The 14748-nt window shown below is 58.0% G+C and carries 15 protein-coding genes and 1 pseudogene; 5 read left to right on the top strand and 11 right to left on the bottom strand.

Going from position 1 to position 14748, the window contains the following annotated elements:
* Positions 1-100 precede the first annotated feature (100 nt).
* Entirely contained in the window at positions 101-1141 is a 1041-nt protein-coding gene (locus K5R89_RS00555) for a permease (RefSeq protein WP_023291106.1), read from the bottom strand.
* Positions 1142-1216: 75 nt separating this feature from the next.
* Entirely contained in the window at positions 1217-1864 is a 648-nt protein-coding gene (locus K5R89_RS00550; protein ID WP_023291107.1) for an NAD(P)H-binding protein, read from the bottom strand.
* A gap of 128 nt (positions 1865-1992) precedes the next feature.
* On the opposite strand from K5R89_RS00550, the gene K5R89_RS00545 reads away from it, so the two are divergent.
* On the top strand, positions 1993-2529 hold the full coding sequence (locus K5R89_RS00545; protein ID WP_004206160.1) for a type 1 glutamine amidotransferase domain-containing protein: 537 nt from the start codon (positions 1993-1995) through the stop codon (positions 2527-2529).
* On the opposite strand, the gene K5R89_RS00540 is transcribed toward K5R89_RS00545, so the two are convergent.
* Positions 2491-2934, bottom strand: coding sequence for a YhbP family protein (locus tag K5R89_RS00540; RefSeq protein ID WP_087826729.1), 444 nt, complete (start codon positions 2932-2934; stop codon positions 2491-2493). The genes K5R89_RS00545 and K5R89_RS00540 overlap by 39 nt on opposite strands.
* A gap of 49 nt (positions 2935-2983) precedes the next feature.
* On the opposite strand from K5R89_RS00540, the gene K5R89_RS00535 reads away from it, so the two are divergent.
* Positions 2984-3274 carry a GIY-YIG nuclease family protein gene (locus K5R89_RS00535; protein ID WP_032429219.1) on the top strand — a complete coding sequence of 97 codons (291 nt, stop codon included), beginning with the start codon at positions 2984-2986 and terminating at the stop codon, positions 3272-3274.
* On the opposite strand, the gene K5R89_RS00530 is transcribed toward K5R89_RS00535, so the two are convergent.
* Both K5R89_RS00530 and K5R89_RS00525 read right to left on the bottom strand, forming a co-directional pair.
* Positions 3261-3764 (bottom strand): GNAT family N-acetyltransferase, encoded by a 504-nt coding sequence (locus tag K5R89_RS00530; protein ID WP_023291110.1) that lies wholly within the window; start codon positions 3762-3764, stop codon positions 3261-3263. The genes K5R89_RS00535 and K5R89_RS00530 overlap by 14 nt on opposite strands.
* Positions 3758-4282: an SCP2 domain-containing protein gene (locus K5R89_RS00525; RefSeq protein WP_002918231.1), complete on the bottom strand. Its 525-nt coding sequence runs from the start codon at positions 4280-4282 to the stop codon at positions 3758-3760. The genes K5R89_RS00530 and K5R89_RS00525 overlap by 7 nt, the downstream gene beginning before the upstream one ends.
* Positions 4283-4503: 221 nt before the next feature.
* On the opposite strand from K5R89_RS00525, the gene K5R89_RS00520 reads away from it, so the two are divergent.
* From K5R89_RS00520 to K5R89_RS00510, 3 genes are all read left to right on the top strand, one after another.
* Positions 4504-5499, top strand: a complete 996-nt coding sequence (locus K5R89_RS00520) for a peptidase U32 family protein (protein ID WP_004206164.1) — start codon at positions 4504-4506, stop codon at positions 5497-5499.
* A gap of 5 nt (positions 5500-5504) precedes the next feature.
* Positions 5505-6383 carry a U32 family peptidase gene (locus tag K5R89_RS00515; protein WP_023291112.1) on the top strand — a complete coding sequence of 293 codons (879 nt, stop codon included), beginning with the start codon at positions 5505-5507 and terminating at the stop codon, positions 6381-6383.
* A gap of 143 nt (positions 6384-6526) precedes the next feature.
* Positions 6527-7534, top strand: a complete 1008-nt coding sequence (locus K5R89_RS00510; RefSeq protein WP_017899898.1) for an LLM class flavin-dependent oxidoreductase — start codon at positions 6527-6529, stop codon at positions 7532-7534.
* A 44-nt stretch (positions 7535-7578) separates the two neighbouring features.
* Here the strand turns inward: K5R89_RS00510 and mtr are convergent, their stop codons facing one another.
* The 6 genes and pseudogenes from mtr to rpsO all read right to left on the bottom strand — a co-directional run bounded on the left by mtr (position 7579) and on the right by rpsO (position 14716).
* The gene (gene mtr / locus K5R89_RS00505; protein ID WP_032454170.1) at positions 7579-8823 is read right to left on the bottom strand and encodes a tryptophan permease; all 1245 of its coding nucleotides are present in this window, start codon (positions 8821-8823) and stop codon (positions 7579-7581) included.
* A gap of 143 nt (positions 8824-8966) precedes the next feature.
* Complete coding sequence (gene deaD, locus K5R89_RS00500; protein WP_023291114.1) at positions 8967-10898, bottom strand: ATP-dependent RNA helicase DeaD; 1932 nt, start codon at positions 10896-10898, stop codon at positions 8967-8969.
* The gene (yrbN, locus tag K5R89_RS00495) at positions 10891-10971 is read right to left on the bottom strand and encodes a protein YrbN (RefSeq protein WP_085903200.1); all 81 of its coding nucleotides are present in this window, start codon (positions 10969-10971) and stop codon (positions 10891-10893) included. The genes deaD and yrbN overlap by 8 nt, the downstream gene beginning before the upstream one ends.
* A gap of 104 nt (positions 10972-11075) precedes the next feature.
* The gene (gene nlpI, locus K5R89_RS00490) at positions 11076-11960 is read right to left on the bottom strand and encodes a lipoprotein NlpI (protein ID WP_004206169.1); all 885 of its coding nucleotides are present in this window, start codon (positions 11958-11960) and stop codon (positions 11076-11078) included.
* A pseudogene (gene pnp / locus K5R89_RS00485) lies at positions 11957-14204 on the bottom strand (polyribonucleotide nucleotidyltransferase). The gene nlpI and the pseudogene pnp overlap by 4 nt, the downstream one beginning before the upstream one ends.
* A gap of 242 nt (positions 14205-14446) precedes the next feature.
* Positions 14447-14716: a 30S ribosomal protein S15 gene (gene rpsO / locus K5R89_RS00480; RefSeq protein ID WP_002918244.1), complete on the bottom strand. Its 270-nt coding sequence runs from the start codon at positions 14714-14716 to the stop codon at positions 14447-14449.
* Positions 14717-14748: the final 32 nt, after the last annotated feature.

Here is a 14748-nt window from a genome sequence, read left to right as displayed (position 1 = left end):
GCTACGCTTAGCCGGGCTGCAGTCCCCTGTTCGTTATGTGCCGGGTTAGGCGTAGCCGCCGCCCGGCACACCACCCGGCTATCCGTACGTTTACAGCACACTACACCAGCGCCAGCGCACCGACAATCGCGCCGCACAGCGCCACCAGCCCGCCGGTCAGCCACAGCGCTTTGGCCGGGAAGGCTTTGCGCAGCATAATCAGCGACGGCACGCTCACCGCCGGCAACGTAATCAGCAGCGCCAGCGCCGGCGCGACGCCCATCCCTGCCAGCATCATCGTCTGGACAATCGGAATTTCCGCCGCGGTAGGGATCACAAACAGGCAGCCGGCGATCGCCATCGCGATGACCCAGAACAAGGTATTATCCACCACGCCATCGGCGTGCGGGAACAGCCAGACGCGCGCTGCCCCCAGCACCAGTACCGCGAGGATATAAACCGGGATGGTGTTCCAGAACAACGTCCACAGCGCCCGCAGCCAGCGGCTAAAGAAACCGCCCTGGGCCGCTTCCGGTTGCGCTTCAGGCACCACGGCAGGCTGCGTCGCCGCCTCTTTTACCCATTTTTGCACCAGCGTTGCGACAATCAGCACCGTCGCCAGGCCCGCCACCAGGCGAACCAGCGCAAACTGCCAGCCCAGAACAAAGCCCATAAACACCAATGTCGCCGGGTTGAGCAGCGGATTGCCCATCCAGAACGCCAGCGCCCCGCCCATCGACACCTGCTGTTTGCGCATCCCGGCCGCGACCGGCGCGGCGCAGCAGGTGCACATCATGCCTGGCAGCGAGAAAATCGCCCCCAGCAGCGTCCCCTGAAAACGCGATTGCCCCAGGGTGCGCAGCAGCCAGTCGCGCGGGATCAGCACCTGAATCAGCGACCCGAGCAGCACGCCGAGCACCGCCGCTTTCCAGACGGCAAGGAAGTAAACCATCGCGTAGTCCCACGCCGCCTTTAACGGATTAGCGTCGGCCTGGGCGAGAATGGATTTACCGATACTGTGGGTTTCCGCCGCAGTGAAGGCTTTCCCGTAGTACGGCTGCCATTTGACGAACCACAGGCCGACAATCACGACGAGAAAGAAAAGCGCGGGTTTCCACCATTGAAATGGTGACGCCGCCTGAGATGAAGACTGACCAGCCATAGCATTCCCCAGCAAGAAATGTGGATATGAATTGAAGCCGTGAATACTACGCCGGAAGCCTGCGTTTGCAAACCGCTATTCCGCCTGCCGCGCGGCGCGCTCCCGCAGCTCGGACGATGACAGAATTTGCACCCCTTCGTGAGTGGGCGACAGCGCCTCCTCCAGCAGGGCAATCGCCACGTCGCGGGCCGCAATGGATTTCCAGTTCCCCGGTAAGAGTCGGAACAGCGGTTCGAGGAAGGTCTCATTGGCCCGTTTTTTTTCCCGCTCGCCTGACAGCATCGACGGCCGGGCAATGGTCAGCCGCGGCCATCCCTGCTCGATCAGCGCCGCCTCCATTTCCCCCTTCACCCGATTGTAGAAAAACGGCGAGTGGGCGTTAGCGCCCATCGCACTGACCACCAGCATATGCTGAGCGCCTAGCCGTTTGCCGGTCAGCGCCGTATCAACAACCAGCGTAAAGTCGGCATGGACAAAGGCCTCTTTACTTCCCGCTTCCCGGCGCGTCGTTCCCAGACAGCAGAAGACGATATCGACCGGGTCGACCACCTGCGCCAGGGCATCGGTCAGCTGCGGATCGTACGGATTAAACACGCCTTCCGCCGGCGCCAGTGGGCGACGCGTCGGGGCAGCGATGGTGCTGATGCGGGGCTCATTCTGCAGCAGCCGGAGTAAGTGACCGCCAACTAACCCGGTCGCGCCGGTCAATAATACCTGACTCATTGATTCTCCTTTACGGAATTCTCTGCCTTGCACTTTCGCGCTCATGTTCCAGGCTTAATACCTTACAAGGTAAGTATCCACCATCATCATGGAATTACCTCATTGACCATCCAGACAGCGGAGGAAGCATGAGTAAAAAGATAGCCGTGCTCATTACCGACGACTTTGAAGATTCTGAATTTACCTCTCCCGCCGAGGCGTTTAAGCTCGCCGGGCATCAGGTCGTGACGATCGAAAAGCAGGCTGGCAAGACGGTGAAGGGTAAACAGGGAGAAGCAGAGGTCGCCATCGATCGGGCCATTGATGACGTCACACCGGGTGAATTTGATGCCTTGTTGCTGCCAGGGGGCTATTCCCCGGACCAGCTGCGCGGGGATGAACGCTTTGTCACCTTTACGCGCGATTTTGTCAACGGCGGGAAGCCGGTCTTCGCCATCTGCCACGGCCCGCAGCTGCTGATCAGCGCCGATGTGATCCGCGGGCGCAAGCTCACGGCGGTAAAACCGATCGTGGTGGATGTGAAAAACGCCGGGGGCGAGTTTTACGACCAGGAGGTGGTGGTCGATAACGAACAGCTGGTCACCAGCAGAACGCCGGACGATCTGCCGGCCTTCAATCGCGAAGCGCTACGCCTGCTCGGCGCCGGCATCGCGCCGCCAGTGTAGCTTTTTCCCGAACCCCAGCGTGTTGTCGGTAAACTTGATTTCGTCCGGACGAATCTCCCAGACCGGCGCCGACAGCATGTGGGCCACCGGGAAGCGCTTGACGTAGCGCTGGCGCATTCGCGCCTCTTCGTCGCCGCGCAGACGACGGATCTCGCCCTGGAACTGCACGCCGCGGATCAGGGCCACGGTCTTGGGCTGACCGTTGACCGTCCCGGCCACCTTCGCCCGCTCGCCGGTCATCTGGCCGTGGCGGGTGTGCTCCTCGCTGAGCAGATAAAAGGCCACGGTATCCGGGTCATAGACGTAAAAGGCATTCGCACACCACAGCTCGTCGTCACGGGAGACGCACCAGGTGACGACGTGCTGTTTACTCAGCCAGCGGCCAATGGCGGCAAGCGTATCCATCTTTCTTCTCCGTTATGCTATGGTGCATACACCTTACCATAGTGACTTTGTGACCGTGTGCTGGTTTCTGTATCTCATTCGAACCGCGGATAATCGCCTCTATACCGGCATCACCACCGATGTGCCGCGCCGCTTTCGCCAGCATCAGGCAGGGAAAGGCGCGAAGGCGTTGCGCGGCAAAGGCGACCTGCGACTGGCCTTTAGTCATGAAGTTGGTGAACACTCACTTGCTTTGCGGCTGGAATACCGCATTAAGCAGCTAACGAAGCGCGAAAAAGAGCGCCTCGTTGCCGGAGAGGATACCGTTGAAACCCTGCTGGCAAGGCTTAAAAACGATTAAAGTGGTCGCTGTATTCGACCTGACCGTGGACGCCTTCGAGGGCGTCATCCGCCAGGCGATGCACCTGGAACGCCTCCGCGCTGTCCGGCCAGCGGCAGCGGAGATCGAAGCGCGCGGCCGGTTCAAAACCAAAGCGACGGTATAACGCCGGGTCGCCCAGCGTCACCACCGCGGCATAGCCAAACTCATTCAGCGAATCCAGCCCTTCATAGACCAGCTGCCGGCCAATGCCCTGTCCGCGATAGCGTTCATCCACCGCCAGCGGCGCCAGGCCGACCCACTGCAGCTCTTCACCTTCCACCGCAACCGGGCTGAAGGCAACGTAGCCGATCACCTGGCCTTCATCATCCGTTGCCACTACCCCCAGCGTGATCAGTCCATCTTCACGCAGATCGTGCACCAGCTGCGCTTCGGCATCGCGGCCGAAGGTACGACGCAGCAGCGCGTCGATTCCCGGTGCATCAATCCCAATTTCCACTCGAATCAGCATGCCTCACCTACCGATGTCTGTTCAGGTTTCTGCGGGCTCTTCAGTCCAGCTTCGACAAAATCCGCCAGTTGCAGCAACATCACGCGCAGCGCTTTGGGCATCTGCTCGAGCTCAATGGCGTCCATCAAATTTTTTACATACAGCCCCAGCTCCGTATCGCCTTCAATAACCAGACGACGCTGGAAGAATAGCGTATCCGGATCCTGCTTGCGCGCGGCGATCATTAACAGATCGCTGGCGTCGGCGCTGAAGCTGACGTCGGCGTCGGCCTGCTGGCTGACCACCAGGCGACCATCGACTACCGAGGTATACCACAGCAGACCGATGTCACGCACATGAATACTTAACCAGCGCCCCTCGAGAAACTCCAGCTCACCCTCCGCCAGCGCCTGGCGAAACTGCCAGCTAAGCACCTGCTCCAGCACCTGGCGCTTGAGGGCAAAAGGCGCCAGCTTAACCGGCACGCTCATTAAAGACGGGCCAAAGTGGACCAGCCGGGAACGCAGTTTATCCAACACAAGCTTTACTCCATGAATGCAATTGTGCCGCTATTGTGCCATATCACATAAACAACATAGCGGCGTAAATCAACAAAAACGCGATGACGGCAGCCAGTTATTGGCGCCGCCAATACACTTTTAACTGCCTCAAATCAAAAATTGTCACCAGAAGGTTAACTAAAATCCCTGCTCGTTAACCATTCAGCGTCCCTGACGGGCCGCATTTTTCAGGAAAAATTATGGAGCTGCTCTGCCCAGCCGGTAACCTTCCGGCGCTTAAGGCGGCCATCGAAAACGGCGCCGATGCCGTCTATATCGGGCTGAAAGATGACACCAACGCCCGCCACTTTGCCGGCCTTAATTTCACCGAAAAGAAACTGCAGGAAGCCGTCAGCTTTGTGCATCAGCACCGTCGTAAGCTGCATATCGCCATCAACACCTTCGCCCACCCCGACGGCTACGCCCGCTGGCAGCGCGCGGTGGATATGGCGGCTCAGCTGGGCGCCGATGCGCTCATTCTGGCCGATATCGCCATGCTGGAGTACGCCGCGGAGCGCTATCCGCATATAGAACGCCATGTGTCGGTACAGGCTTCCGCCACCAATGAAGAGGCCATTCGCTTCTATCATCGCAACTTCGACGTGGCGCGCGTCGTACTGCCGCGGGTGTTATCTATTCACCAGGTGAAACAGCTGGCCCGCGCCACGCCGGTGCCGCTGGAAGTCTTTGCCTTCGGCAGCCTGTGCATCATGGCGGAAGGCCGCTGCTATCTCTCTTCCTACCTGACCGGCGAATCGCCCAACACCGTCGGCGCCTGTTCGCCTGCGCGCTTCGTTCGCTGGCAGCAAACCCCGCAGGGGCTGGAATCGCGTCTCAATGAGGTGCTGATTGACCGCTATCAGGATGGGGAAAACGCGGGCTACCCAACGTTGTGTAAAGGCCGCTACCTGGTCGATGGCGAGCGCTATCACGCGCTGGAGGAGCCCACCAGCCTCAACACTCTGGAACTGTTGCCGGAGCTGATGGCCGCCAATATCGCCTCAGTGAAAATCGAAGGCCGTCAGCGCAGCCCAGCCTACGTCACCCAGGTGGCGAAAGTCTGGCGCCAGGCGATCGATCGCTGCAAAGCCGATCCGCAGAATTTCGTGCCGCAATCCGCATGGATGGAAACCCTTGGCTCCATGTCCGAAGGGACACAAACCACCCTTGGCGCCTATCACCGTAAATGGCAGTGAGAAACATGAAATATTCATTAGGGCCGGTGCTTTACTACTGGCCAAAAGAGACGCTGGAAGATTTTTACCAGCAGGCGGCAAACTGCAGCGCCGACACCATTTATCTCGGCGAAGCGGTGTGCAGCAAACGCCGCGCCACCAAAGTCGGCGACTGGATCGAGATGGCGAAAGCGCTGGCCGGCAGCGGCAAGCAGGTGGTGCTGTCTACCCTCGCGCTGGTGCAGGCCTCCTCTGAACTGGGCGAGCTGAAGCGCTATGTCGATAACGGTGAGTTCCTGATTGAGGCCAGCGATTTGGGCGTGGTGAACCTCTGCGCCGAACGCAAGCTGCCGTTCGTCGCCGGGCATGCGCTGAACTGCTACAACGCCGTCACTCTGCGTCTGCTGCTTAAGCAAGGTATGGTGCGCTGGTGCATGCCGGTGGAGCTTTCCCGCGACTGGCTGGCTAATTTACTGACCCAGTGCGAAGAGCTGGGTATTCGCAATCAGTTTGAAGTCGAAGTGCTGAGCTACGGCCATCTGCCGCTGGCTTATTCCGCCCGCTGCTTTACCGCCCGCTCGGAAGATCGGCCAAAGGATGAGTGCGAGACCTGCTGCATCAAGTACCCAACCGGGCGCAGCATGCTGTCCCAGGAGAACCAGCAGGTGTTCGTGCTCAACGGTATCCAGACCATGAGCGGCTATGTCTACAACCTGGGCAATGAGCTGACGTCCATGCACGGCCTGGTGGATATGGTGCGCCTGTCGCCGATGGGCAACGAGACCTTCGCCATGCTCGACGCCTTCCGCGCCAATGAAAACGGCGCTGCGCCGCTGGCGCTCACCGGCAACAGCGATTGCAACGGCTACTGGAAACGGCTGCCTGGGCTGGCGCTGCAGGCCTGATAAACCGCTCACTTTGTTAACAGCAGTGCTCAGATTTTAATGCATTATTAAAGATGCAGCTTTTCTGGCTGGCGCGTCCTGGATGCGCCAGGCTGGAAGAAGACCTTCAATCTGATGACGATGCTGTAGCAAAGTGAGCCTTTATGACTGACAAATCTGTTCCGTTCTCGGTGCTCGATCTGGCGCCGATCCCGCAAGGATCTTCTGCTAAAGAAGCCTTTACCCACTCTCTGGATCTCGCCCGGCTGGCCGAATCGCGCGGCTATCACCGCTACTGGCTGGCGGAGCACCACAATATGGTCGGCATTGCCAGCGCAGCGACCTCGGTGCTCATTGGCTATCTCGCAGCCAATACCACCACCCTGCATCTGGGGTCCGGCGGGGTGATGCTGCCCAACCACTCTCCGCTGGTGATTGCCGAGCAGTTCGGTACGCTCAATACGCTCTACCCGGGACGCATCGATCTCGGCCTTGGCCGCGCGCCGGGCAGCGATCAGCCCACCATGCGCGCCCTGCGTCGCCATATGAGCGGCGATGTCGATAACTTCCCGCGCGATGTGGCGGAACTGGTGGACTGGTTTGACGCCCGCGATCCGAACCCGCACGTGCGCCCGGTTCCCGGCTATGGCGAACGAATTCCGGTGTGGCTGCTGGGCTCAAGCCTCTACAGCGCCCAGCTGGCGGCGCAGCTCGGCCTGCCGTTCGCATTCGCTTCGCACTTCGCGCCGGATATGCTGTTCCAGGCCCTGCACCTGTATCGCAGCAACTTTACGCCCTCAGCGCGGCTGGAAAAACCGTATGCCATGGTGTGCATTAATATCATCGCCGCCGACAGCAACCGCGATGCGGAGTTTCTCTTCACTTCCATGCAGCAGGCGTTTGTGAAGCTACGTCGCGGCGAAACCGGACAGCTACCGCCGCCGGTGGAAAATATGCATCAGCTGTGGTCAGCGTCCGAGCAGTATGGCGTGCAGCAGGCGCTGCGCATGTCGCTGGTGGGTGATAAAACCAAAGTCCGCCACGGCTTAGAGTCGATTTTGCGGGAAACCGAGGCGGACGAAATCATGGTCAATGGCCAGATCTTCGACCACCAGGCGCGCCTGCATTCTTTCGATTTAGCGATGCAGGTGAAAGAGGAATTGTTGGGTTAATCAAAATCCAGGCCCGGTGGACGTCGCGCCACCGGGTAAGCCTCTTACTGGTAAACCGGCAGCAGATTAACGCTCGACAGAATGTGCACGACCGCATTGCCCAGGCCAAACAGCAGGATCAGCACAATCATCGGTGTTCCGCCCCATACGCGGAACTGTGGGCTGCCGAAGCGTTTACGCGAGGCGCGAGCCAGCAGCGCCGGTACAATCGCCGCCCAGATCGTCGCCGCCAGGCCAGCATAGCCGATGGCGTAGAGGAAGCCATCGGGTTTCACCAACCCGCCAATCATCGGCGGAATAAAGGTCAGCAGCGCAGTTTTAAAGCGCCCCAGCGCGCTGTCGTCAAAGCCAAACAGATCCGCCAGGTAGTCGAACAGCCCCAGCGTGACGCCAAGGAACGAGCTGGCGACGGCAAAGTTAGAGAACACCACCAGCAGCAGATCCAGGCTCCGGCTGTTCAGCACCCCGCTCAGGGCCTGCACCAGCACATCAATGTTGCCGCCCTTCTGCGCGATGTCGATAAACTGCGGGCGCGGGATATTGCCCATCGTCACCAGCAGCCAGACCACGTACAGACCCAGCGCCAGCAGCGTACCGTAGGTTAAGCAGCGGATGATGGTACGTGGATCTTTTCCGTAGTATTTCATCAGGCTCGGCACGTTGCCGTGGTAGCCAAACGAGGCCAGGCAGAACGGCAGCGTCATCAGCAGGTATGGCGCATAGGAGGCGTTCTTTTCCGCGACGTTAAACAGCGTCGTCGGCTCGACGTGCCCCAGCAGACTGCCGAAGGTCAGAAAGAAAGTGATCACCTTGGCGCCAAGCACGATAGCCGTCATGCGGCTCACCGCTTTGGTGCTCATCCAGACGATAAATGCCACCAGCAGCGCAAAGCCAAAACCCGCCGCCCGCGCCGGTACGTTCAGCGACATCTCGCTAAACGTATGATGCAGTATCGAGCCGCTGGCTGAAATATAGGCGTAGGTCAGAATATACAGCACAAAGGCGATCGACACGCCGTTGACCAGGTTCCAGCCCTTGCCGAGCAGATCTTTGGTAATGGTGTCGAAGCTGGAGCCGATCCGGTAGTTAAGGTTGGCCTCGAGGATCATCAGACCGGAGTGCAACATGCAGAACCAGGTGAAGACCAGCGCCGCCAGCGACCAGAAAAACCACGCGCCGGACATCACCACCGGCAGCGAGAACATGCCCGCGCCGATAATCGTGCCGCCGATGATCACCACGCCGCCAAACAGGGACGGACGGGTTGCCGTAGTGGTTAGTGTCGCCATTTACCGAAATCTCCAGTCAAAAATACTTTCCCACGATGGGTGTGACGCACTGTACCAGTACACGAGTACAAAAGAAATAAAAAAAGCCCCAATCATGACGATCGGGGCTGTATTATTTAGTTTACGCTAGCGGGCTGCGTTAATTACGCATCGCCACCGAAGCGACGGCGACCGGCAGAGTCATCGCGGCGCGGCGCGGATGCATCGTCACGACGCGGCGCACGGCCTTCACGACGTTCGCCGCTGAAACGACGACCATCACCACGACCACCTTCACGACGCTCGCCACCGAAGCCACGACCGCCTTCACGACGCTCACCGCCGAAGCTACGACCGCCTTCACGACGTTCACCGCCGCCACGACGTTCGGTGCGCGGCTGCGCATCGCCCAGCAGCTGCATGTTCATCGGCTTGTTCAGGATGCGGGTACGAGTAAAGTGCTGCAGCACTTCGCCCGGCATCCCTTTCGGCAGTTCGATGGTGGAGTGAGAAGCGAACAGCTTGATGTTACCGATGTAACGGCTGCTGATATCGCCTTCGTTAGCGATCGCGCCAACGATATGACGTACTTCAACACCGTCATCACGACCCACTTCAATGCGATACAGTTCCATATCGCCTACGTCACGACGCTCACGCTTCGGACGATCTTCGCGATCGCCACGCGGAGCGCGGTCGTTGCGGTCGCCACGACGCTCGAAGCGATCGTCACGGTCACGGAACTCACGACGCGGACGCATCGGCGCATCCGGCGGCACGATCAGCGAGCGTTCGCCCTGGGCCATTTTCAGCAGCGCAGCAGCCAGCGTTTCCACGTCCAGCTCTTCGCCTTCCGCCGTCGGCTGGATTTTCGCCAGCAGCGCACGGTACTGGTCCAGATCGCTGCTTTCCAGCTGTTGCTGGACTTTCGCGGCGAATTTTTCCAGACGACGTTTGCTCAGCAGCTCTGCGTTCGGCAGTTCAACTTCCGGAATGGTCAGCTTCATCGTACGTTCGATGTTGCGCAGCAGACGACGCTCGCGGTTCTCAACGAACAGCAGCGCGCGGCCCGCGCGGCCCGCACGGCCGGTACGGCCGATACGGTGAACGTAAGACTCGGAATCCATCGGGATGTCGTAGTTCACCACCAGGCTGATACGCTCAACGTCCAGACCACGGGCTGCAACGTCAGTCGCAATCAGGATATCCAGACGACCGTCTTTCAGACGCTCCAGGGTCTGCTCACGCAGCGCCTGGTTCATGTCGCCGTTCAGCGCCGCGCTGTTGTAGCCGTTACGCTCCAGCGCTTCAGCCACTTCCAGGGTCGCGTTTTTGGTACGGACGAAGATAATCGCCGCATCAAAATCTTCCGCTTCCAGGAAACGCACCAGCGCTTCGTTTTTACGCATGCCGTAGGCAGTCCAGTAGCTCTGGCTGATGTCCGGACGAGTCGTCACGCTGGACTGAATACGCACTTCCTGCGGCTCTTTCATAAAGCGGCGGGTAATGCGACGGATCGCTTCCGGCATGGTGGCGGAGAACAGCGCGGTCTGATGCCCTTCCGGGATCTGCGCCATAATGGTTTCTACGTCTTCGATAAAGCCCATGCGCAGCATTTCATCTGCTTCATCCAGTACCAGGCCGCTCAGTTTAGAGAGGTCCAGAGTGCCGCGCTTCAGGTGGTCCAGCAGACGACCCGGGGTACCGACAACGATCTGCGGACCCTGACGCAGGGCGCGCAGCTGCACGTCATAACGCTGGCCGCCGTACAGGGCAACCACGTTTACGCCGCGCATATGTTTAGAGAATTCCGTCATTGCTTCAGCAACCTGTACCGCCAGCTCGCGGGTCGGCGCCAGCACCAGGATCTGTGGTGCTCTCAGCTCAGGATCGATGTTGTTCAGCAGCGGTAAAGAGAACGCTGCGGTTTTACCGCTACCGGTCTGGGCCATACCCAGAACGTCGCGGCCGTCCAGCAGATGCGGAATGCACTCAGCCTGGATCGGAGATGGTTTTTCGTAACCCAGATCGGTAAGCGCTTCAAGGATAGGAGCCTTCAGGCCCAGATCTGCAAAAGTGGTTTCGAATTCAGCCATGTAGTACGTGTGCCTCAAAATTAATGGCGGCCAGTCTACATAACTCATCGTGAAAATTTACGGTAATTTTCATTGAAAAGTGTGAACCGGCTCAAAGTAGGTGTATTAACGAACAACAACGCCCTCACCCGCGAAGGTGATGGCAAGCAAAAAACTATGGGCTGATGTGTTCGTCAGCTATTGCTGGTCCGATTCTGCCAGGTCATCTTGCTCCTGGCCCAAGAGCGATAATTCCAACAATGCGTATCGGTGCTCAACGTAGTTATGTACGTTGTTGGCGACCGCCAGTTTGAACAGTGCCGTAGCGCTGTCCTTGTCCCCCAGACTTAGGTAGTACTTACCTAAATAGAAGTTGGTTTCACTGAGATGCTCAGCGAGCGAGGTGTTATCCGTTGCGTCTGCCTTCAGACGAGTCATCAGCTCTTTTTCGCTAATGTCGCCAAGGTAGAACTCGACAATGTTCCATCCCCATTGCTCTTTGTCCGACTTGTCTAAGCGCTCTCTGAGTGCTTCAAGCGCCCGCTTCTCGTCGAGTTTACGCTCGGCGATATAAAGCCACAGGCTACGGAAAGGATCATTGGGATCGTCTTGATAAAACGCCAGCAGATCATCTTGCGCTAACTTAGCCCGGCCGCCGTAATACAGGGCGATACCGCGGTTCAAGTGCGCGTAGTTGTAAGTTGGATCAAGCTCAAGTACAGAATCAAACGCTTCATAGGCAGCATCAAAATTGCCTGCCTGCGTTAAGTAAATGCCTAAGTAATTGAATACTTCAGGCATATCGGGTCGGATTGCCAGCGCTTGTGAAAAATCATTTCGCGCTAATGCCCTCAGACCGAGACTATCATACAACACTCCGCGCTCATATAAAAGCTGTGCGCGTTCGTCATCGGATAAAGCCCGACTGGCAAGAATTTGTTCCATACGTGCCAGAATCACTTCTTGCTGTAAAGTCGGTTGCAATGGTACTGCGAGGACGGCGTCCTTACGCCAGGCGGTGCTACTGCATCCTGCCAGCGTGAGAGCTGTCGCCACGAAACACCAGCGCAAAAAAGGCTTCATTTCCCACTCCCGAAGACAACGATTGGATGAACGTCCTGTTCCCCGGCTGCAAACGAGGCGTCCTGCCCGTAAAACGCCCTCCACAAAAGCGGAGGGCTAACGGCAACCTTACTCGCCCTGCTCGGCAGCCGGAACTTCCGGCGCTGCGGCAGACGGAGTCTGTTCAGTTGCTTCTTTGATGCTCAGACGGACACGGCCCTGGCGGTCAACTTCCAGAACCTTAACCGGTACTTCCTGACCCATCTGCAGGTAGTCAGTCACTTTCTCAACGCGCTTGTCGGCGATCTGCGAGATGTGAACCAGACCTTCTTTACCGCCGCCGATGGCAACGAACGCGCCAAAGTCAACGATACGAGTCACTTTACCATTGTAGATACGGCCAACTTCGATCTCAGCGGTGATCTCTTCGATACGACGGATAGCATGTTGTGCTTTGTCGCCGTCGGTCGCTGCGATCTTCACGGTACCGTCATCTTCGATTTCGATGGTGGTGCCGGTCTCTTCGGTCAGGGCACGGATAACAGAACCGCCTTTACCGATAACGTCTTTGATCTTGTCCGGGTTGATCTTGATGGTGTGGATACGCGGTGCGAATTCAGAGATGTCGCCGCGCGGCGCGTTAATCGCCTGCTCCATCACGCCAAGGATGTGCAGACGCGCACCTTTAGCCTGGTTCAATGCAACCTGCATGATTTCTTTGGTGATACCTTCAATTTTGATATCCATCTGCAGCGCAGAGATACCGTCGCGGGAACCCGCTACTTTGAAGTCCATATCGCCAAGGTGGTCTTCGTCACCGAGGATGTCAGACAGCACGACGAAGTTGTCGCCTTCTTTCACCAGGCCCATGGCGATACCCGCCACGGCGGCTTTCACCGGCACACCAGCGTCCATCAGCGCCAGAGAGGCACCACAGACGGAAGCCATGGAAGAAGAGCCGTTGGATTCGGTGATTTCAGACACCACGCGAACGGTGTACGGGAATTCTTCGATAGTCGGCATCACGGCCAGAACGCCGCGCTTAGCCAGACGACCGTGACCGATTTCACGACGCTTCGGAGATCCCACCATGCCAGTTTCGCCTACGGAGTACGGAGGGAAGTTGTAGTGGAACAGGAAGGAGTCGGTACGCTCGCCCATCAGTTCGTCGATGTTCTGCGCATCGCGTGCGGTACCCAGAGTCGCGGTAACCAGCGCCTGCGTTTCGCCACGGGTGAACAGTGCGGAACCGTGAGTACGCGGCAGAACGCCGGTACGAACGTCCAGACCACGGATCATGTCTTTTTCACGGCCATCGATACGCGGCTCACCGGCCAGCACGCGGCTACGAACCACGTTTTTCTCGATAGCGTGCAGGATTTCACCCAGTTCGTTAGCGTCCAGGGTTTCATCTTCTGCAACCAGCGTAGCGATGGTTTCAGATTTGATCACATCAACCTGAGCGTAACGCTCTTGTTTGTCGGTGATACGGTAAGCATCGCTCAGGCGGGATTCAGCCAGCGCAGCCACGCGCGCGTTCAGCGCTTCGTTGACGGCTTCCGGCTGCCAGTCCCAACGCGGTTTACCGGCTTCTTTCACCAGGTCGTTGATGTTCTGAATAACAATCTGCTGCTGCTCGTGGCCAAAGACCACCGCGCCCAGCATCTGGTCTTCGCTCAGCAGTTCCGCTTCGGATTCCACCATCAGCACGGCCGCTTCGGTACCGGCAACCACCAGATCCAGTTTGCTGGACTTCAGCTCTTCCTGGGTTGGGTTCAGTACGTACTGGTCGTTGATGTAACCCACGCGCGCGGCGCCGATTGGGCCATTGAACGGAATTCCAGACAGGGACAGCGCTGCGGAAGCGCCGATCATCGCGACGATATCCGGGTTAACCTGCGGGTTAACGGAAACCACGGTGGCGATAACCTGAACTTCGTTAACGAAGCCTTCCGGGAACAGCGGGCGAACCGGGCGGTCAATCAGACGCGCGATCAGGGTTTCGCCTTCGCTTGGGCGGCCTTCACGACGGAAGAAACCACCCGGGATTTTACCGGCAGCGTAGGTACGCTCCTGGTAGTTAACCGTCAGCGGGAAAAAGTCCTGGCCTGGCTTCGCTTTTTTCTGGCCCACAACGGTCACGAATACCGCAGTGTCATCCATGCTAACCATCACAGCGGCCGTTGCCTGGCGCGCCATCATGCCGGTTTCCAGGGTCACGGTATGCTGGCCGTACTGGAATTTACGAACGATCGGATTAAGCAAAATTCTATCCTTTTTATCTATAAATCACGCCATATCTACGACATAGCGTCTATTGACCCGATCCTCTGCATCCTCGCGACTAATGACAACCTTTACCCGCCCCTGCGGATGAAGCCTCTCATTAGCCGCGCGAACCTCTGCATGAAGATCATTACTAGCAACAATACATGAGTTTTGAATGAATTGCTGCCGCCCGGTCGAAAAAAGGGGCCGTCAGGCCCCTTTTTCTGAAACTCGCAGAATTAGCGACGCAGACCCAGACGCTCGATCAGCGCAGAGTAACGTGCAACATCTTTACGTTTCAGGTAGTCGAGCAGTTTACGACGCTGAGAAACCATGCGCAGCAGACCACGACGGCTGTGGTGATCTTTTTTGTGCTCTGCAAAGTGGCCCTGCAGGTGGTTGATCTGTGCAGTCAGCAGTGCAACCTGAACTTCGGTAGAACCGCTGTCGTTTTCGCCACGACCAAACTCAGAAACGATTTTTGCTTTAGCTTCAACGCTTAGAGACATTTTAGAACTCCAAAATTAAAAGAAAGAAAGGG

The organism is Klebsiella sp. TF21-TM (assembly GCF_019753495.1).
GTDB lineage: Bacteria > Pseudomonadota > Gammaproteobacteria > Enterobacterales > Enterobacteriaceae > Klebsiella > Klebsiella quasipneumoniae.
Note: the sequence above shows the minus strand (reverse complement) of the source record. Positions and strands in the feature narration are given on the sequence as shown.

What these genes read in the sequence shown, in the direction of transcription:
- K5R89_RS00555 (WP_023291106.1), bottom strand. Translation starts at nt 1,141, where the DNA reads ATGGCTGGTCAGTCTTCATCTCAGGCGGCGTCACCATTTCAATGGTGG.
- K5R89_RS00550 (WP_023291107.1), bottom strand. Translation starts at nt 1,864, where the DNA reads ATGAGTCAGGTATTATTGACCGGCGCGACCGGGTTAGTTGGCGGTCAC.
- K5R89_RS00545 (WP_004206160.1), top strand. Translation starts at nt 1,993, where the DNA reads ATGAGTAAAAAGATAGCCGTGCTCATTACCGACGACTTTGAAGATTCT.
- K5R89_RS00540 (WP_087826729.1), bottom strand. Translation starts at nt 2,934, where the DNA reads ATGGATACGCTTGCCGCCATTGGCCGCTGGCTGAGTAAACAGCACGTC.
- K5R89_RS00530 (WP_023291110.1), bottom strand. Translation starts at nt 3,764, where the DNA reads ATGCTGATTCGAGTGGAAATTGGGATTGATGCACCGGGAATCGACGCG.
- K5R89_RS00520 (WP_004206164.1), top strand. Translation starts at nt 4,504, where the DNA reads ATGGAGCTGCTCTGCCCAGCCGGTAACCTTCCGGCGCTTAAGGCGGCC.
- K5R89_RS00515 (WP_023291112.1), top strand. Translation starts at nt 5,505, where the DNA reads ATGAAATATTCATTAGGGCCGGTGCTTTACTACTGGCCAAAAGAGACG.
- K5R89_RS00510 (WP_017899898.1), top strand. Translation starts at nt 6,527, where the DNA reads ATGACTGACAAATCTGTTCCGTTCTCGGTGCTCGATCTGGCGCCGATC.
- mtr (WP_032454170.1), bottom strand. Translation starts at nt 8,823, where the DNA reads ATGGCGACACTAACCACTACGGCAACCCGTCCGTCCCTGTTTGGCGGC.
- deaD (WP_023291114.1), bottom strand. Translation starts at nt 10,898, where the DNA reads ATGGCTGAATTCGAAACCACTTTTGCAGATCTGGGCCTGAAGGCTCCT.
- yrbN (WP_085903200.1), bottom strand. Translation starts at nt 10,971, where the DNA reads ATGAAAATTACCGTAAATTTTCACGATGAGTTATGTAGACTGGCCGCC.
- nlpI (WP_004206169.1), bottom strand. Translation starts at nt 11,960, where the DNA reads ATGAAGCCTTTTTTGCGCTGGTGTTTCGTGGCGACAGCTCTCACGCTG.
- rpsO (WP_002918244.1), bottom strand. Translation starts at nt 14,716, where the DNA reads ATGTCTCTAAGCGTTGAAGCTAAAGCAAAAATCGTTTCTGAGTTTGGT.